This is a genomic window from Salinarimonas sp. (assembly GCF_040111675.1).
Taxonomy (GTDB): Bacteria; Pseudomonadota; Alphaproteobacteria; order Rhizobiales; family Beijerinckiaceae; genus Salinarimonas.
Map to the genome: position 1 here is coordinate 4,995,650 of NZ_CP157794.1, position 17,679 is coordinate 5,013,328.

General features: G+C 71.3%; 20 protein-coding genes. 5 read left to right on the forward strand and 15 right to left on the reverse strand.

From position 1 onward, the window contains the following. Positions 1–31: 31 nt before the first annotated feature. The 11 genes from ABL310_RS23160 to ABL310_RS23210 form a co-directional block, all read right to left on the reverse strand. Positions 32–1,741, reverse strand: coding sequence for a heparinase II/III family protein (locus ABL310_RS23160; RefSeq protein WP_349369352.1), 1,710 nt, complete (start codon positions 1,739–1,741; stop codon positions 32–34). Between the two features lie 101 nt (positions 1,742–1,842). After that, entirely contained in the window at positions 1,843–2,655 is an 813-nt protein-coding gene (locus ABL310_RS23165) for a lysophospholipid acyltransferase family protein (RefSeq protein WP_349369353.1), read from the reverse strand. 7 nt (positions 2,656–2,662) lie between these two features. Next, the gene (locus ABL310_RS23170; RefSeq protein ID WP_349369354.1) at positions 2,663–3,145 is read right to left on the reverse strand and encodes a GNAT family N-acetyltransferase; all 483 of its coding nucleotides are present in this window, start codon (positions 3,143–3,145) and stop codon (positions 2,663–2,665) included. Next, positions 3,145–3,828: a tRNA (adenosine(37)-N6)-threonylcarbamoyltransferase complex dimerization subunit type 1 TsaB gene (gene tsaB, locus ABL310_RS23175; RefSeq protein ID WP_349369355.1), complete on the reverse strand. Its 684-nt coding sequence runs from the start codon at positions 3,826–3,828 to the stop codon at positions 3,145–3,147. The genes ABL310_RS23170 and tsaB overlap by 1 nt, the downstream gene beginning before the upstream one ends. A 43-nt stretch (positions 3,829–3,871) precedes the next feature. After that, on the reverse strand, positions 3,872–4,480 hold the full coding sequence (locus ABL310_RS23180; protein WP_349369356.1) for a malonic semialdehyde reductase: 609 nt from the start codon (positions 4,478–4,480) through the stop codon (positions 3,872–3,874). Between the two features lie 100 nt (positions 4,481–4,580). Then, positions 4,581–4,922 carry a type II toxin-antitoxin system HicB family antitoxin gene (locus ABL310_RS23185; RefSeq protein WP_349369357.1) on the reverse strand — a complete coding sequence of 114 codons (342 nt, stop codon included), beginning with the start codon at positions 4,920–4,922 and terminating at the stop codon, positions 4,581–4,583. Continuing rightward, a complete protein-coding gene (locus tag ABL310_RS23190; protein ID WP_349369358.1) occupies positions 4,919–5,173 on the reverse strand; it encodes a type II toxin-antitoxin system HicA family toxin in 255 nt (84 codons plus the stop codon). Before ABL310_RS23190 ends, ABL310_RS23185 begins: the two co-directional genes overlap by 4 nt. A gap of 95 nt (positions 5,174–5,268) precedes the next feature. Further along, on the reverse strand, positions 5,269–5,832 hold the full coding sequence (locus tag ABL310_RS23195) for a NifU family protein (RefSeq protein WP_349369359.1): 564 nt from the start codon (positions 5,830–5,832) through the stop codon (positions 5,269–5,271). Between the two features lie 130 nt (positions 5,833–5,962). Beyond that, positions 5,963–6,580 (reverse strand): response regulator, encoded by a 618-nt coding sequence (locus ABL310_RS23200; protein WP_349369360.1) that lies wholly within the window; start codon positions 6,578–6,580, stop codon positions 5,963–5,965. A gap of 14 nt (positions 6,581–6,594) precedes the next feature. Beyond that, complete coding sequence (locus ABL310_RS23205) at positions 6,595–7,779, reverse strand: PAS domain S-box protein (RefSeq protein WP_349369361.1); 1,185 nt, start codon at positions 7,777–7,779, stop codon at positions 6,595–6,597. 156 nt (positions 7,780–7,935) lie between these two features. Continuing rightward, a complete protein-coding gene (locus ABL310_RS23210; RefSeq protein ID WP_349369362.1) occupies positions 7,936–9,120 on the reverse strand; it encodes a pyridoxal phosphate-dependent aminotransferase in 1,185 nt (394 codons plus the stop codon). A 396-nt stretch (positions 9,121–9,516) separates the two neighbouring features. Between ABL310_RS23210 and ABL310_RS23215 the strand changes: the two genes are divergently transcribed. Then, a complete protein-coding gene (locus ABL310_RS23215) occupies positions 9,517–10,203 on the forward strand; it encodes a hypothetical protein (RefSeq protein WP_349369363.1) in 687 nt (228 codons plus the stop codon). Between the two features lie 84 nt (positions 10,204–10,287). Here the strand turns inward: ABL310_RS23215 and rplT are convergent, their stop codons facing one another. Both rplT and rpmI read right to left on the reverse strand, forming a co-directional pair. Next, positions 10,288–10,662, reverse strand: coding sequence for a 50S ribosomal protein L20 (gene rplT, locus ABL310_RS23220; protein ID WP_349369364.1), 375 nt, complete (start codon positions 10,660–10,662; stop codon positions 10,288–10,290). Positions 10,663–10,699: 37 nt separating this feature from the next. Next, entirely contained in the window at positions 10,700–10,900 is a 201-nt protein-coding gene (rpmI, locus tag ABL310_RS23225) for a 50S ribosomal protein L35 (RefSeq protein WP_349369365.1), read from the reverse strand. A gap of 239 nt (positions 10,901–11,139) precedes the next feature. Here rpmI and ABL310_RS23230 point away from each other — a divergent pair, with 239 nt between their 5' ends. Beyond that, positions 11,140–11,343 (forward strand): hypothetical protein, encoded by a 204-nt coding sequence (locus ABL310_RS23230; RefSeq protein WP_349369366.1) that lies wholly within the window; start codon positions 11,140–11,142, stop codon positions 11,341–11,343. A gap of 37 nt (positions 11,344–11,380) precedes the next feature. Here ABL310_RS23230 and ABL310_RS23235 read toward each other — a convergent pair whose 3' ends face one another. Continuing rightward, positions 11,381–12,619, reverse strand: a complete 1,239-nt coding sequence (locus tag ABL310_RS23235; RefSeq protein ID WP_349369367.1) for an NAD(P)/FAD-dependent oxidoreductase — start codon at positions 12,617–12,619, stop codon at positions 11,381–11,383. 110 nt (positions 12,620–12,729) lie between these two features. On the opposite strand from ABL310_RS23235, the gene ABL310_RS23240 reads away from it, so the two are divergent. Beyond that, a complete protein-coding gene (locus tag ABL310_RS23240; protein ID WP_349369368.1) occupies positions 12,730–13,581 on the forward strand; it encodes a nucleotidyltransferase domain-containing protein in 852 nt (283 codons plus the stop codon). Here ABL310_RS23240 and ABL310_RS23245 read toward each other — a convergent pair. Continuing rightward, entirely contained in the window at positions 13,562–14,116 is a 555-nt protein-coding gene (locus tag ABL310_RS23245) for a GNAT family protein (RefSeq protein ID WP_349369369.1), read from the reverse strand. The genes ABL310_RS23240 and ABL310_RS23245 overlap by 20 nt on opposite strands. Before the next feature lie 450 nt (positions 14,117–14,566). Here ABL310_RS23245 and ABL310_RS23250 point away from each other — a divergent pair, with 450 nt between their 5' ends. Together ABL310_RS23250 and otsB are read left to right on the forward strand one after the other, a co-directional pair. Continuing rightward, entirely contained in the window at positions 14,567–16,810 is a 2,244-nt protein-coding gene (locus ABL310_RS23250; protein WP_349372110.1) for a trehalose-6-phosphate synthase, read from the forward strand. Then, positions 16,807–17,547, forward strand: a complete 741-nt coding sequence (otsB, locus tag ABL310_RS23255; RefSeq protein WP_349369370.1) for a trehalose-phosphatase — start codon at positions 16,807–16,809, stop codon at positions 17,545–17,547. The genes ABL310_RS23250 and otsB overlap by 4 nt, the downstream gene beginning before the upstream one ends. Positions 17,548–17,679: the final 132 nt, after the last annotated feature.

Here is a 17,679-nt window from a genome sequence, read left to right on the forward strand (position 1 = left end):
GCGAGATCCCGACGGGACCCGGAGGCCCGCCTCACCCCGTCAGCCGCTCGAACCGCCAGCTCAGCACCGGCGTCGCGCCGGTGTCGAAGGCCACCACGATCTGGCGGGCCTTGCGGGCGCCGTCGGTGGCGGAGAGGTAGAGGCTCTCCTCGAGCCGGGCCTCGATGCCCTCCGCGCGGGTCTGGAGCACGAATTGCCAGCTCTCGCCGTTGGGCAGGCCGAGCAGCACCACCCGGCCGTTCTGGGCGCGGCTCGCCTTGACGCCCGGGTGAAGATGGAAGCGCGCGGCGGCGGGGAGCGCGCGCAGGCCCTCGGCGGCGGCGATCAGGCGATCCTCGCCCGAAAGGCCGCCGCCGTCGGGGTCGAGGGCGAAGAGGCGCTCGTGGACTGCGCCGAAGACGCGGGCATAGCCGTCGTGACGGGCCTTGAGCCGCAGCGGATCCGGCCGCTCGACGTCGGGCGGGCGCGGTCCGTCGACGATCACGTCGCCGACGCGCCGGGCGAGCCAGGCGGCGGGCAGCCGCGCGAGGCCCTTGGCGTCGCCGGCGAAGCGGGCGGACGACGCGCGGTCGAGCGCGATCGTCGAATGCGCGGCGGTGGCGCGGGCGGCGTCCGCGAGCGGATCCGAGCGGTCGCGCGGCGCGCCGAGATTGACGACGATCCGCGCCTCGCCGGAGGTGAGCTCGAAGGACAGGCAGCCCGCGCCGGCGTCGGCCGAGACGAAGGGCGGCGGCGGCGCGCCGACATCGGCGACGAGGACGAGCCGTCCGGCCTCGAGCCGCTCGTAGCCCGACAGCAGCCCGCGCTGCAGCGGGCTCGCCCGGCTCTCGTCGTAGAACAGGAGCGTCGTCAGGTGGTCGACCGGCGTCGAGCCCATGCCGTTGAAATGGCTGAGCGTCCCGTCGCCCTGGCGCAGCAGCCGCAGCATCGGCGGCATGCGGTCGACGGCGCGCAGCAGCGCTTCCGGCGGGTCGACGCCGCGGGCGAGATAGACCTGCCTCAGCGGAAGCAGATCGAGCAGGAGGTCGAGCACGGCGCGCGGATTGCGGCCGAGATGGCCGCCGTCGGCGAGGATCTGGGCGTCGAGCTCGCGCCTGAGGATCTTGGTCGCAGCCCGGCCCATCTGCGCGCACCCCTCGCAGCACAGGCCGGCATAGGCGAGCGCGATGGCGCAGTGCAGCCGCGTCAGCGGGCGCGGGGCGACGCGCACGGCGCGGGCGCAGATGCGCAGGTCGCGGGCGAGGCCGCGCATGAAGCGCTGGTAGAACACGTGGTCGGCGCCCTCGACGATGAGCGGCGACTGGGTGAGGAACGAGACGACCCGCCGCGCCGCCACCTCCGGCTTGCGCACGGCGGGCATGTGCGCCTCGCGCAGGAACTCGTCGACGAGGGCGCGGGCATTGGCGCGCGCGAGCGCCGTGTCCGCCGCGCGCAGGTGCCGGAGCCAGGCGAAGCCGTGCAGGATGTCGGACCAGGCCGGAGAGGGCGGCTCGAGCTCGAAGGGCGAGCGCCCGCCGGTGGCGAGGGCCCGGCCGCCGAAGACGAAATAGCCGGCGTAGATGTCGTCCGCGATGGTCGCGTCGGCCGTGCGCATGTCGGGAGGCACGATCACGAGCCGCTCGGGCGTGCGCGCACGCACCCCGGCGAGCCCGAGCAGGCTCGCGGTCTCGGCGCGCAGGGCGCGCCCGGCTTCGCGCAGGGCGAGCCCGGTCAGGCGCCAGCGATCGGGCGTCGTCGTCACCTCGTCCCCCGGTATGGGCCGTTCTCCCGAGGGAACGCCCTCAGGGTTAATCTGAGGTAACCGGTTCGGCGCGATTTCGACGAAATTCGGTAGCGACCGATTCACCGCGTCGGATGCGGCGGCGTCGGCGCGCCGGCGCGGCCGAGCCCGACATTGAGCGCGCGGCGGACCTCGTCCTCGGCGCGGGCGGCGGCGCGCTTGCGGTCGGTCGCGGCGTCGAAGGGGATCGGCGAGCCCCAGCGGATCTCGACGTCGACGGGCCCGGCCTTCAGGAAGGCGCCGAGGTGCGGCACGAGATCCATGTCGCCGTACCAGGCGATCTCCGGCCGCTCGCGGCGGGTCAGGGGCAGGCCGTCGCGGCGAGTGTAGACCAGCGCGAGGGGCTGGAGCACGATCTCGTCGAGGGAATGGTCGGCGAGCGCGAGCCGCGCGGCGCCGACGAGCGAGGTGCGGAACGGCAGGAGCCGCTGCCCGTCCCCCGTCGTGCCCTCGGCGAAGAGCACGATCAGCTCGCCCCGGGCGAGGCGGCGCGCGATGGTGGCGTTGACCTCGGACGTCGCCGCCTTGCGCTCGCGCTCGATGAAGATCGAGCGCTGCAGCCGCGCCAGCGTGCCGAAGAGCGGCCAGCCGGCGATCTCCGATTTCGCCACGAAGGAGAGCGGCCTGAGGCTGCCGAGCACAACGATGTCCAACCAGGAGACGTGGTTGGACAGGACGAGCGTCGGCGTCTCCTTCGGCGGATGGCCGATCTGCGTCACGCGGACGCCCAGCGCCCACAGGCCGATGCGGTGGAACAGCACCGGGATGCGCCGGCCGATCGCCCAGTGGAAGCGCACGCCGAGCGCCTGCGGCCCGATCAGCAGCACGAGCGCGAGGGCGTAGACGAGAAGGCGCAGGAGCTTTCCGGGACCCATCCCCGCCTCAGAGGTCGAGCGAGAGGGTCAGCGCCGCGGCCCGGCTGCCGTCGGCGCGGCGGTAATAGCCCTCGCGGCGCCCGACCTGCACGAAGCCGAAGCGATCGTAGAGCCGCCGCGCCGGTCGGTTGGCCTCGTCCACTTCGAGGTGCAGCCGCGCGACGCCTTCCCGGCGCAGGGTCTCGAGATGCCGGTCGAGGAGCGTGCGGGAAAAGCCGCGGCCGCGCACCGCCGGATCGAGGGCGATGGTGAGGATCTCGGCCTCGTCGATGACGGCGCGGGAGAGGACGAAGCCCTTGGGCCGCTTCGCATCGCCGAGGAAGAGCCCGTCGGCGATCACGCCGCGATCGGCGATCAGCCCCTCCAGATCGGTGGCGCTCCAGCCGTGGGCGAAGCTCGCGGCGTGAATCGCGGCGCAGGCGGGAGCGTGCGCGGCGGACAGCGGCGCGACGACGGGAAGGACCGGCTGCGCGGTGCGCCAGGGCGGCATCAGCGCCTCGCGATGCGCGCGGCGTCCTGCGGACGCGCGTCCGGCGCGCGCAAGTAGAGCGGCTTGGGCAGCGCGCCGGCGGGATCGGCGGCGAGCCCGAGCCGGGCGACCCAGGCGATCTCGGGGGCCGGCTCCGCGTCGGCGAGGGTGACCTCGACGCCCTTCTGCAGCGCCTCCGCGGCGACGATCGGCCCGCCGGAGCCGGAGACGACGACGGCGCCCGAGCCGAGGTAGCGCACCGCCTCGCGCACCGCCATGTGCGCCGGGGCGACGACCGTGCGCCCGCCCGGGGCGACGGCCTGGAAATAGACGCCGCCGTGGCGGGCGTCGATGGCGGCGGCGAGCATGCGCCGCTCACCGGCCGCGACGAGGGGCGCGAGCAGCGCCGAGAGAGTCGAGACGCCCACCACCGGCGCCTTCGCCGCGAGCCCGATGGCGCGCGCGGCCGAGATGCCGACCCGCAGCCCCGTATAGCTGCCGGGCCCGATGGTCACGGCCACCCGGTCGAGGCTCGCGAAGCCGCCCGGCACGCCGGCCATCACCCGCTCGATCTGCGGCAGGAGCGCCTCGGCGTGGCCGCGAACCATGGGCAGCGATTCGCGCGCGAGCGGCGCGCTCGCCCCGGCGTCGAGGACGCAGGCCGAGCAGGCTTCGAGCGCGGTGTCGATGGCGAGGATGCGCACCGGGGGAGCCTCGTGACGTGTCTTTCCGTGTCGTGACGAAGCTTTACGCGATCGCGCAGAATTCCTCGAACGAAAAACGCGGCAGCCGCGGCTTCAGCGCGGCGGGATCGCCGTAGCCGAGGTTGACGAGGAAGTTCGCCTCGACGTCGCCTTGCGGGAAGAACTCGCGCGTCACGCCCGCGGCGTCGAAGCCGGACATCGGGCCGCAATCGAGGCCGAGCGCCCGCGCCGCCAGGATCAGGTAGGCGCCCTGCAGCGTGCCGTTGCGAAAGGCGTTCTCGCGGATCTTCGCCTCGGAGGAGGTGAACCAGGACGGGGCGGACGGCTCGTGCGGGAACAGCCGGTCGAGCTTCTCGTAGAAGCGCAGGTCGTAGGCGACGATGGCGGTGGCGGGCGCGGCCATGGTCTTGGCGCGATTGCCCTTTGAGAGAAGCGGCTCGAGCCGGGCCTTGGCCTCGGGCGAGACCACGAAGACGATCCGCGCCGGGCAGCAATTGGCGCTCGTCGGGCCGTTCTTCGTCAGGTCGGCGAGGGCGCGCAGGGTCGTCTCGGAGACCGGCTTGTCGAGCCATGCGGCATGGGTGCGCGCCTCGCGGAAGAGCTGGTCGAGCGCGGCGTCGGAGAGCGGGGCGTGCGGGGAAGGCTTGGTCATCTGCGATTGCGCTCCTCGTTGATCGACGCCGCGGACATAGGCCGCCGGCGGCGCGGTTTCGAGGGGCGCGGACGCCAATCCGTTTTCGCGCTGCGGGCGTTCAGGCGAGGGTTCGCTCGGCTGCCTCCCTGAGAACATCCTCGCTCCACTGATTCAGGCTTTTCCCCGTCGCCTCCGCCGCAGTCGCCGCCGCGGCGTGAACCGTAGGCTCGATGCGCAACATCAGATTACCCGAGAAGGAGCGCTCCGGCGCTTTACCCACGCGTTCGCAGGTCTCGAGATAGTCTTCGACGGCCTCCACGAACGCGGCCTTCAAATCGGCGACGTTGTCAGCATGGAACCCGACGATATCGTTGATTCCGATGAGATGCCCGACGAAGATCTCGTCGTCCGCATCGAAGGCCACCGTAGCCTTGTAGCCCTTGTGATTCAAAAGGTTCATGGCCGAACCCCAATCTCCGTCAAAAACCGGCGTGCGTCGCGCACCTGGTAGCGCTTCGCCTCCTTGGCCGGGTGAGGTCGGTGGAAAACGGCTACGAACCCGTCCTTCTCGAAGCGGACGCGCGAACCGCGCCCCTCGACGATCCTGCAGCCCAGCGCGACGAACAGGGCTTCGATCGAAGCCCATGAGATCGCGCTCGACACAGGCTCGGCGAAGACCGACTGGAGCGTTCTCTCATGCTTGCTGTTCATGCAAGCATGTTACTCGGTGCCGCCGCCCATTCAACTAAAAACGCGAACGAGGCGCTCTCGCGCCCCGCCCCGAACCCATCCGAGAGGGAGCCCCCTCAGATCTGCTGGACTTCCTGCACTTCCGGCACGAAGTGGCGCAGCAGGTTCTGGATGCCGTGCTTGAGCGTCGCCGTGGAGGAGGGGCAGCCGGCGCAGGCGCCCTTCATGGCGAGGAAGACGACGCCGTCGCGATAGCCGCGGAAGGTGATGTCGCCGCCGTCGCCGGCCACCGCCGGGCGCACGCGGGTCTCGAGCAGGTCCTTGATGGTGGCGACCGTGTCGGCGTCCTCCTCGGCGAAGAACTCCTCGTCGGCGTCGCCTCCGGCGCCGGGCGCGGTGGTCTCGATCACCGGCTGGCCCGACATGAAGTGCTCCATGATCGCGCCCAGGATCGCGGGCTTGAGGTGCTGCCACTCGCCCTCGCCCTTGGTGATGGTGACGAAGTCGTAGCCGAAGAACACGCCGGCGACGCCCGGGATCGCGAACAGGCGCTGCGCCAGCGGCGAGCCCTCCGCTCCGGCGGGATCGCGGGCGTCGAAGGTGCCGCGCTCCATCACGACGCGCCCGGGAAGGAACTTCAGCGTCGCGGGGTTCGGCGTGGCTTCGGTCTGGATGAACATGGCGTCACTCGGGTTCTGTCGGATGCGGGGGGTTCGGGCGCGCGAACACGTCGCGGGTGCCCGGATCATGCCCGGGATGTGGTGTTATAATCGTTCTAATCAAGGGCGTCGACGGAGGTCCGCCGGGCCGTCAGCCCGCGCCGCCCTCGGTGAAGACGATGCGCACGAGGTCCGCCGTGTTGCGGGCGCCGAGCTTCTCCATGATGCGGGCGCGGTGCACCTCGATGGTGCGCGGGGAGATGCCGAGCTCGCGCCCCGCCTCCTTGTTGGAGGCGCCGTGGGCGATCTGCTCCAGCACGTCGCGCTCGCGCGGGGTCAGCAGGTCCGCGCCGTTGAAGCGCACGCCGAGCTTCGAGCCGGTCTCGGCCGCCTTGCGGCGCCTGGCGACGGCCTCGCGCACGCGGGCGATCACCTCCTCGGCGTCGAAGGGCTTCTCCAGGAAATCGTGCGCGCCGGCCTTGATGGCGGTGACCGCCATGGGGATGTCGCCCTGGCCGGAGATGATGAAGATCGGCGCCGCGTAATTGTGGCCGCCGAGCGCTTCCAGCACCTCGAGGCCGGAGCGGCCGGGCATGTGGACGTCGAGCAGCAGGCAGTCGAGCTTCTGGCGCTTGGCGTCGGCGAGGAAGGCGTCGCCGTCCGCGAAGGAGCGGACGCGCCAGCCCTCGAGATCGAAGATCGTGACCAGCGAATCGCGCACCGCCGGGTCGTCGTCGACCACGGCGATCTCGAGGGTCTCGTCGCTCATGTCTCCCCCACTCCTCATTGCCTCGGGCCGGCGTTCCGGCCCTCTTCGTCCTCGGCGCGATCCTCGTCCTGCGCGCGCAGCGGCAGGCGGACGACGAAGCGGGCGCCGCGCCCGTCCCCACCGGGATCGACCGACAGGTCGCCACCGTGATTCTGGGCGATGGTGCGCGAGATGGCGAGCCCCAGGCCCATGCCGCTGCGCTTTCCGGTCTTGAAGGCCTGGAACAGGTCCGTCAGCACCTCGCGCGGGATGCCGGGGCCGTTGTCCTCGATGGAGAACAGGAGGTGGCGGTCGTCGAGGCTCGTCGAGACCACGATGCGCCCGCCCTTGCGACCCTTGATCGCCTCGTAGGCGTTGCGCACGAGATTGACGACGACCTGCTGGATCTGCACGGGGTCCGCCTGCAGCATCGGCAGGCCGGCCTGGTAGTCCCGCACGATCGTCACGTTCCGGTCCTGGCCGATGACGGTGAGGTCGACGGCGTCGTCGACGATGGCGTTGAGGTCGACGTCCTTGCGTTCCGGCGCGCGCTTCTCGACGAGCGAGCGGATGCGCTGGATGATCGAGCCGGCGCGCTGGGCTTCGCGCCGCGCCTTCTCGAGGATCGCGTCGGCGCGCGCGTCCGCTTCCGCCGTGTGGCCCATCTCCTTGGCGCGGGAGAACTCCCGCCCGACGGCCTGGAGATAGAGCATGATGGCGGTGAGCGGCTGGTTCAGCTCGTGCGCCAGCGCCGAGCCCATCTCGTCCAGCGCGGAGACCCGCGCGAGACGAATCAGGTCGGACTGCAGCTCGTTGAGCCGCCGCTCGGCGTCCTTGCGCGACGTGAGGTCGCGCAGGATGCCGACGAACTGGCGCCCGTCCGGCGTCTTCGCCTCGCCGACCGAAAGATCGATGGGGAAGAGCGTGCCGTCGCGGTGGCGCGCGCGCACCTCGCGGCCGATGCCGATGATCTTGCGGTGCCCGGTCCGCTTGTAGCCCTCGATATAGGCGTCGTGCGTCGTCGCGTGCTCCGGCGGCATCAGCATCGCCACGTTGCGGCCGACGACCTCCTCGGCCGCGAAGCCGAACATCCGCTCGCAGGCGCGATTGAAGATCATGATCCGGCCCTCGTCGTCGATGACGATGATGCCGTCCACGGCCGTGTTGAGGATGCTCGCCCAGCGCGCGTCGGAGACGGAGCCGAGAGCCCGATGGCTCACGCTCGCTCCGTCCCCGCCGGTCGAATTCTGGTGCATGACCTCCCCCGGACCGATTGGTGTATTGAATAGGTTGAAAGTAACGCTCCCGACTGCCCGGATGCAAGACAATCCTACGGGCTTCCCCGTATCTCGGCGCACCGTGGCCGATTCGCCACTTCAGATTGGGAGATCGCGCAACACCGGGGCGAGGCGGCGCATCGCCTCCTCCAGGTCGTCGGCCTTGCGCGCGAAGCACAGGCGCAGACCGTCCGCCCCGCCGGCGCCGAACGCGCTGCCCGGAGCGAGGCCGACATTCGCCTCGTCGACGATGCGCCGCGCCAGCACCTGCGAGTCGGCTCCCGGAATGCCGAAGAAGGCGTAGAAGGCCCCCGGCGGCGGCGCGAAGCGCACGGCGTTGAGCGTCGCCAGCGCCTCCGCGACGATGGCGCGCCCGCGCCTCGCCCGGGCGATCTGGTGCTGGACGAAGCCCTCGCCGTGGTCGAGGGCGGCGATCGCGGCGCGCTGGACGAAGACCGGCGTGCCGGACGTGGAGTACTGGACGAGATTCTCGATCGTCTGCCCCAGCTCGGCCGGCGCCTCGAGCCAGCCCACGCGCCAGCCCGTCATGGCGTAGTTCTTGGAGAGCGTCTGCACGAAGAGGACGCGATCGTCGGGGCGCATCACGTCGTGGAAGGAGGCGGCGCGCTCTCCGACCATCACCCGCTCGTCCCAGACGAAACGGGTGTAGATCTCGTCTGAGACGATCCACAGGCCGCGGGCGCGGGCGATCTCGAGGATGGCCGCGAGCTCCTCCCGGGTCGCGGTCCAGCCGGTGGGGTTGGCGGGGGAGTTGATCACGATCGCGCGCGTGCGCGGCGTCAGCGCCGCCTCCAGCCTGGCGAGATCGAGCGAGAACCCTTCGGGGCTCGGGTCGAGCGCGACCTCGACCGGCGTGGCGCCCGAGACGGTGAGTGCGCCGACGAAGTTCGGCCAGGCGGGGGTGGGGATCACCACCTCGTCGCCGGCGCCGGCGACGAGCCGCAGCGCCATCTGGACGGCCGGCATGCCGCCCGAGGTGACGAAGATCCGCTCCGGGTCGATCTCCTTGCCGAGGATCGCGCCCTGCCGCCGGGCGATGGCGGCGCGCAGCTCCGGAATGCCGCGCTGGTAGGTGTAGAAGGTCTCGCCCGCCGCGAGCGACCGGGTCGCCGCCTCGGAGATGAAGGCGGGGGTGGCGAGATCCCCCTCGCCGACCCAGAGCGGGATCAGCCCCTCGCGCGTGCGGCCGTAATTGACGGTGTCGACGATCCCGCTCGTCGGCGCGGCGGCGGCTTCGGGGCGGATCGGGTAGGATTCGGTCATGAGAACAGCGTTTCCAACGAGCGTTCGAGCGGCGCTTCGGCCTGCGCGCGGACCCTACAGGATCCGACGTCGGGGCGCACCGGAAAGGTCGGAGCGCTTCTGATCACGTGCGGTGCCCGGCGGCGCACCAAAATTGCCCACGCCTCTTGCGTGTGTTATTGAGCAACTTAGGCGCGAATCGCTCGAGGGCCGAACCTTGACGTCCTTCCACTCTCTCATGGCGGCGTACCTGGCCGTCTTCGTCCTGAACGGGATCTTCCTCCTCTGCGTGGAGACCTTCGCTCCCGAGCTGCGCGCGAACCTGTGGGCGGCAGGCTATCCCGAGCGGAGCCTTCTGCTGCTCCTCTCCGGGTTCGTCGGGTTTCTCGCGGGAGTCGGCGTCGGGAGGCGGACGTCATGAGGCGGCTCGTCCTCACCACGCTGACGGCGCTCGCGATCGTAGGGGGTGGTGTCGTCGCCTCGACCCAAGCTGATCCCGCGGCGCGCCGCGACTACATGTTTCTCTGCCTTCTCGGGGATCTCGACTTCGTCGATCGCGAGACGGGCGAGCGGCTCGCCGACGAGTTCTGGAACGAGCGGTCCTCACGGCGGGAGGCTCCGGACTTCCTCGACAAGCTGACGCTGGACGAGCGGCTGCGCGTGATGGAGAGGGTGCAGGCCTGCTTCCTCCAACTGTCGCGTCCGGCCTCGCCGGCACGAATCAATCCCCGCGACGCCCGCTACGCCGAGCTCTACCTGGACGTCGACCCCGTCGAATACACGAGCGGGATCCTGTGCGAGCGAAGCGACATCCGGATGCAGCTCGTCTTCGCCCAGCAGATGTTCGGGCAGGGAGGCGGCACCCCCCCCTTGCTTCGGCAGCTCCTCGAAACCGAAGGATTTCCGGTCAACCCCTTCGATCTCGACCTCGCCAACCTGGATTGCTCCGTCGAGCGCATCTGCCAGCTGCGCGGGTCGGTGCCGATCGAGGTCATGTCCGGAGAGGCGGAGCTGTACGGCATACCCGCCCGTCAGGTGCGGGCGCTCGCAGGCAATTGCGAGGGGAAGGTCGGCTTCGTCAACGAGCGCTTCATCGATTTCTGAGTGCGGATCCGGCCTCGGCCCGAACGAAAAGAGCGCACGGATCGCTCCGTGCGCTCTTCGGCGACTCTCGGGTGCTCGAGCCGATCAGGCCGCCTCGGCCTGGGCCGGCAGCGCGCCCTTCGCCTTCTCGACGAGCGCCGCGAAGGCGGCGGGCTCGTGGATGGCGATGTCGGAGAGGACCTTGCGGTCCACCTCGATGCCGGCCTTGTTCAGGCCGTCGATGAAGCGCGAATAGGTCAGGCCGTGCTCGCGGACCGCGGCGTTGAGGCGCTGGATCCACAGAGCGCGGAAGGTGCGCTTCTTGTTCTTGCGGTCGCGATAGGCGTACTGCATCGACCGATCGACGGCGGCCTTCGCCGTGCGGATCGTGTTCTTGCGGCGGCCGTAGAAGCCCTTGGCGGCCTTCAGGACCTTCTTGTGCTTGGCGTGAGCGGTCACGCCGCGCTTGACGCGGGCCATGGTTCAGTCTCCGGTATTCGAATGTCGGCGAAGGGGATCAGGCGTAGGGGAGGAAGTAGCGCTTCACGAACTTCGCATCGCCCTCGAACATGACGGCGGTGCCGCGGCTGTCGCGGATCTGCTTGTTCGTGCGCTTGATCATCCCGTGCTGCTTGCCCGCCTGGGTGCGGATGACCTTGCCGGTACCGGAAACCTTGAAGCGCTTCTTGGCGCCCGACTTCGTCTTCATCTTGGGCATTTGGCTCGTCTCCTGTCGCGCACGACGTCTTTCCGCCTCCCGAAGGAGACCGCGCCGCCCGCCTGTCTCGTGTGAGCGTCTCGACCCGCCACGGCAGCCCTTTCGCCGGGCCGGTCGATGAGGCGCGGGAGATGGCACGGATCGCGGCCTTTGGCAAGCCTTTCGCGCGCCCGCAGGACGGAACCCGTCGCCGCGGCGCGCCTTGGCCCTGGAGCGAAACCGTTCGAAGGAGCCTCCCCATGGCGGAGAAGAAGCCGGACCAGACGCCCCGCGGCGACGAGGACAAGGAGCCGACCCACGCGCCCGGCGAGAACGCCGTCCCCGGCGGCAAGGGCCCCAGCCCCTATCCCGTGAACGATCCCGAGCTGACCGATCCCGGAAAGACCCGGGGCGCCGAGCCGGACGTGCGCCCGCTGCGGCCCGGGGGGCCCAAGACGATGTAGGTCGAGGCCCTCTCGGTCGAGGCCATGTCGCGCGCGCTCAGCCGGCCGCGAGCCGCGCCCGCACCGCGAGCCCGGCCTGCCGGCCGGTCTCGTAGGCGCCGTGGGCCGTCGAGAAGTCCTGCGCGGAGGTCGCCTCGCCGGCGAAGAACAAACGGTCGTCCACCGGCGCCGCGAGCGCGCCGCGATCCCCCGCATGGCCGGGCAGCGCGCAGGAATAGGAGCCGTGCACGAAGGGTGTCGTCAGCCAGCTCGTCGACACGATCGCCCGGATCGTGCGGCGCACGCCGGCCCCCATCACGCCGGCGAGCTCGTCGAGCGCGAAGGCCTCGAAGGCGCGGGGCCCCTCCTTCGCGAGATCGCGCGCGAGCCGGCCGCCGACGAAGACCTCGATGACGGGAAGGCCGAACGGCCGCAGCAGGTAGGAGCCGGTCTGCGCCGTATGGAGCCGGCCGAAGACGTGCCCGTTCGGCGCGAAGGCCTCGGGCTCGTCGAGCGCCAGGAACAGCTTGTCGGCGAGGCCGAGCGGCAGCCCCGTCGCCGCGACGGTCTTCTCCGGCAGCGCCGGCGTGAAGCGGATCTCCTGGCGGGCGAGCACCGCCGTCGAGACGGTGAGGATCACCGCGCGGGCCGAGAGCGCGCCCTTGGGCGTGTCGAGCCGGATGCGCCGGCCGGAATGGTCGAGCGCCGTCACCGGCGTATCGAGCGCGACCGGCGCGCCTGCGCCGAACGCGGCGATCAGCGCGCCGTAGCCCTCGCGGACCCGCCAGTTCTCGCCGGTGTCCGCCTCGGCATAGGCGGCGTAGTCGACGGTCGAGACCGAATCCAGCTCGACGCCGCTGATATAGCTGGAGATCGCGTCGATCAGCGGGTTGAAGCGGTTGCCCTCCGGCAGGAAGGCGCTCGCCGGCAGGTCGACGCGCCGGCGCGCGCCCGCGGCGATCGCCTCCTCGAACGCGTCCCAGGCCGCGTCGAAGGCCGCCTCGTCCGCCTCGCTGAAGCCTTCGCCCTCGGTCTGCTCGCCCCAACGGGGAGGCGTGCGGTCGACGGTGTAGCCGAGCGCGCCGGCGATTTTGGTGAACGGGTTGCGGCTCGCGGAGTGGAGCCAGCCGCAGCCGAGGTCGAGCGCGAGCTCTCCAGCGGTGCGGGTGTGCGCGCGTCCGCCGATGCGCGGGCCCGCCTCCAGCAGGAGAACCTCCAGCGGCGCGCCCGCGAGCGCGTCCGCAGCGGCGAGCCCCGCGGCTCCCGCACCGATGATGGCCACGTCGATCTCGCGCACGCCTCGCCTCCGTTCCGCTTCGCCCCAGGATATCAAGACGCGGAGCAACCCGGAAGGGGCGCAACCCACAGCCGCGCTCGCGGGTTGCCCCGACGACGCCGGAGACATCGATGCACGCCGCCACCGAGAATCCCGACCCGCTCGCCGTCGCCGCCGCGCTCGCCGACGCCTACGGCGCCGACCCGTCCGTGCGCGCCATCGCCCTCGGCGGCTCGGCGGCGACGGGGATGGCGGACGCCCGCTCCGATATCGACCTCTACGTCTACGTGGACGACCCCGACGCCCTGCTTGCGCTCAGGCGCGAGATCGCCGCCGCCCGCGCGGAGCCGGGCGCGGCCGAGATCGACAACCGCTTCTTCGAGCCCGACGACGAGTGGGCCGATCGGGCGGGAATCGCCGTGGACGTGATGTTCCGCTCGCCGGACGCGTTCGCCGAGAGCCTCGCCGACGTGCTCGTGCGGCATCGGCCCGCCCTCGGCTACACGACCTGCCTCGCCTTCAACGTGGCGACCGCGATCCCGCTCCGCGATCGCGACGGCTGGTACGCCGACCTGCAGCGGCTGGCGCAGGCGCCCTATCCCGAGGGGCTGCGGCGGGCCATCGTGCGGCACAACACGCCGATGCTGCGCGGGGCGCGCGCCTCGTACCACGCCCAGCTCGCGCTCGCCGCCGCGCGCGACGACGCGGTCTCGGCGAATCACCGCACGGCCGCCTTCCTCGCCAGCGCCTTCGACGTGCTGTTCGCCCTCGCGCGGCGGCTGCATCCCGGCGAGAAGCGCCTCCTCGCCCATGCCGAGTCGATCGCGACGCCGCCCGGCTTCGCGCGCGCGGTCGCGGCGCTCGTCGCGGCGCCGCCGCGCGGAAAGCCCGCCATCGCCGCGGAGATCGCGGAGGGGATCGAGGCGCAGGCGGCGGCGCGGCTCGACGAGCGCGGAGGCGACCCTAGCGCGGCGGGCGCCTGAGCAGCAGGACCGGACCGCCACCGTACTCCGCCTCCGCCCAGCGCGCGAAGCCCGCCCTCTCCGCGACGCGCAGGGACGCGACGTTCGCCGGATCGATCATGCAGGTCGCCGGCGCGCCCGCGGCCTGCGCGTCGTGCCAGGCCATCGCCGCGGCCACGGCCTCGCCGGCGTAGCCGCGCCCGTGCGCCCAGGCGGCGAGGACCCAGCCGCATTCGCGCGTGCCGTCCAGGCTCGGCGAGACCGTGCGCCGGAAATCGGCGAAGCCGACATCGCCGACGAAGCGGCCCGTGCCGCGCTCGCGCACGGCCCAATAGCCGAAGCCGAGGAGGCTCCAGAGGCCGGCGTAGCGCAGGAGGCCGCCCCAGCTCTCCTCACGGCTCGAGGGCGGCTTGGGGATCGAGGCGACCACGGCGGGATCCGCCCACATCGCGGCGACGTCCTCGAGATCCGCCGCCCGATGCGGGCGCAGCACCAGCCGATCCGTCACGAGCGTGCGCGGCGCGCCCGCCTCGCTCCCGCCATCCCGCGGCTCCATGCTCACGCTCCTCCGAAATGCCGTCGCGAGCGGGTTCATACGTCGCCGCCGCCGGACGGTCCATCCATGGAACGCGACGGCCCGCGCGCGCCCTGGAACCCGAGGCGGACCCTCATTGTTGAGCTTCCGCCCGGCCCATCACGGCGAAATGCGCGTTTCCACCGCGTCAGCTTTCGCCGCGCTTTCGCGTGTTTTCGACAATGATCGCATATGCAGCAGGCTGCCCAGGAAATGATCCGTCCGTTGCACAGGCGACGCATACTAGTCGAGGTCATGGAACCATGCGACGTCGACTTGTCCGACGCGCATCTGGACGAGGAACGGGACGTCGAGGCTCGTCGATGACGGCTCCGCTTTCTTGCCTTCGCCCGAGATATCTCCGATAAACCGAGATGCCCTGTACGGGCGCGTATCGGTCCGTCTCGCCAGGGGAGCCGTTCGTTGCGCACCATGTTTCGTTATGGCGGGATCGCCGTCCTGATCGCGGCCGTCGGCGTTCTCGCCATCCTCCCCTTCGCCTCCACCTTCGTGGAGAGCTGGGCGCAGCGCGACGTGGACCTGCGCGCGCAGCTCGTCTTCAGCGCCATGCGCGAGCAGGTGGAGGAGCTGCGGGCCGCCGACGACCGGGCGGGGCTCGAGCGGCTGTTCGCCCGCGTCGCGGAGGACATGCGCATCGCCGGGCTCGGGCTGTGCGACGACGGCGTGCTGGTGATCGCCACCGAGGGACTTCCCGAGGGCTTCGGCTGCGAGGCGGCGCCGTCCGATCCCGCGGCCGGGCCGCAGCCGGTGCGCCTCGACGGGGACACGGCGCTCGCGACGAGCCACGTCCTGCGGGACGGCGACCCGGCGCGGCTCGTGATCCTGCACGACCTCGCCTATGTCCAGGACCGCGCCGGCGAGGCGCGCATGGCCCTCGTGCTCGCGCTCGTCGGGGTCGGCTTCGGCGGCGCGGCGCTCGCCTCGGTGCTCGCCATCTTCATCCTGAACCGGTGGCGTCATTCGGTGCGCCAGGCGCTCGAGGACGCGCGCGAGGGCCGCTCGGAGGACGCCGGCCCCTCCGACACCCAGATCGCGGAGGAGATCCGCGGCGCGCTTTCCGAGCTCGACCTCGCGCGCCGGCAGCTCGACACGGTGCACACGACCTGGAACCCCGACACGCTGCAGGTCGCCCTCGCCAACGAGCTGCCGGGCTCGGAGGTGATCGTGGTCTCGAACCGCGAGCCCTACATCCACAATCGCGCCGAGGACGGCTCGGTCCAGGTGCAGCGCCCGGCCTCGGGCCTGGTTTCGGCGCTGGAGCCCGTCACCCGCGCCTGCGGCGGCACCTGGATCGCCCACGGATCCGGCTCCGCCGACCGGGACGCCGTCGATGCGCACGACCGCGTCGGCGTGCCCCCGGCGAAGCCCACCTACACCCTGCGCCGGCTCTGGCTGACCGACGAGGAGCAGGACGGCTATTATTACGGCTTCGCCAACGAGGGCCTCTGGCCGCTCTGCCACATCGCCTTCGTGCGCCCGATCTTCCGCGAGAGCGACTGGCGCTACTACCGAACGGTGAACGAGAAGTTCGCCGAGGCGGTGGTGGCCGAGGCCGACCGGCCGGACCCGATCGTGCTGATCCAGGACTACCACCTGGCGCTCGCCCCGCGGATGATCCGCGACCGGCTGCCGAACGCGACGATCATCACCTTCTGGCACATCCCCTGGCCCAACTCCGAGACCTTCTCGATCTGCCCCTGGAAGGAGGAGATCATCGACGGGCTGCTCGGCTCCTCGATCCTGGGCTTCCACACCCAGTTCCACTGCAACAACTTCATCGAGACCGTCGATCGCTTCATGGAGAGCCGCATCGACCGCGAGCACGATTCGATCTCGCTCGCCGGGCACGAGACCTTCGTGCGGCCCTACCCGATCTCCATCGACTGGCCGCCGGCGGCGCTCGCCGGGCAGAAGCCGGTGGAGGAGGCGCGGCGCGTGGTGCGCGAGCGGCTGGGACTGTCGCCCGACATCATGCTGGGCGTCGGCATCGAGCGCTTCGACTACACCAAGGGCATCCTCGACCGGATGCGCGGCGTCGACGCGTTCCTCGGGGAATACCCGCAATGGAAGGGGCGCTTCTGCTTCGCCCAGGTGGCCGCGCCGACGCGCTCGAAGCTCGCGAGCTACAAGAACCTGCAGGCCGAGGCCGAGGCGCTCGCCGCCGACATCAACGCCCGCCACGGCGCGGACGGATGGGAGCCGATCAAGCTGCTCGCCCGCCACCACGAGCCGGACGAGGTGTTCGAGCTGTTCCGCGCGGCGGACCTGTGCATCGTCTCCTCGCTGCACGACGGCATGAACCTCGTCGCCAAGGAGTTCGTGGCCGCCCGTGACGACGAGCGGGGCGTGCTCGTCCTCTCCGCCTTCGCCGGCGCCTCGCGCGAGCTCTCCGAGGCCCTGATCGTGAACCCCTACGACGCCTATGCGATGGGACAGGTGATCCACCGCGCTCTCGTCATGGGCGAGGGCGAGCAGCGCGAGCGCATGAAGGTGATGCGCGAGCAGGTCGAGGCGCGTAACGTCTACCGCTGGGCCGGGCAGATGCTGCTCGACGCCGCCCGCCTGCGCAAGAAGGAGCGCATCATGCGCCTCATCGACGCGCAGGAACGCAACCGAGACCGCAGCAAGGAGCGCAGGAGGAAGCCCGCCGCATGACGCACGCTCTGTTCCTCGATTTCGACGGCACGCTGGTGGAGATCGTCGACCGCCCGGACGCGGTCGCCGTGAAGCCCGGCGTGCCGGAGACGCTCACCCGTCTCTCCGCCGCGCTGGAGGGCGCGCTCGCCGTCGTCTCCGGACGGCCGATCGCCTTTCTCGATGCGAAGCTCGAACCCTTCACGCCCGACGCGGCCGGCCTGCACGGGGTCGAGCGCCGCCTCGCCGGCGTGCTCCATCCCTGCCGGCCGGAGGAGCACCCCGGGCTGCGCCGCGGCATCGAGGGGCTGCACGAGGCCCTCGATCCGGTGGAGAACGTCATCATCGAGGACAAGGGCTGCTCGGTCGCCGTGCACTGGCGCATGGCGCCCGCCGAGGAGGGCCGCGCCAAGGGCCTCGTCGAGGACCTCGCCGAGCGGCTGGGCTCGGACTACCGCATCCAGTACGGCAAGATGGTCGCCGAGATTCTCCCCGCGCTCTCCGGCAAGGGACCGATCATCGCGAAGTTCATGGAGGAGGCGCCCTATGCCGGCAAGACGCCCGTCTTCATCGGCGACGACCTCACCGACGAGAACGGCTTCGAGACGGTCAACCGGCTGGGCGGCGTCGCCGTGCGCATCGGCGACGGCGAGACGGTCGCGCGCTACCGCCTCCCGTCGGTGAGCGCGCTGGCGAAGACGCTCCACGGCTGGGCCGATCTCGGCCGCGTCGATTTCGACGGCGTGCCGGAGGCGTGAGTCCTCGTCATCCCGGGCCGCGCAGCGGACCCGGGACCCATAACCTCGACGGCGGCTCGAGCGCGCATGCGCGCTCGTCGCGCCGCGTCTCCATGCTCGGATGCCGCGCGACGCGGCCTGACGGCCGCGAAA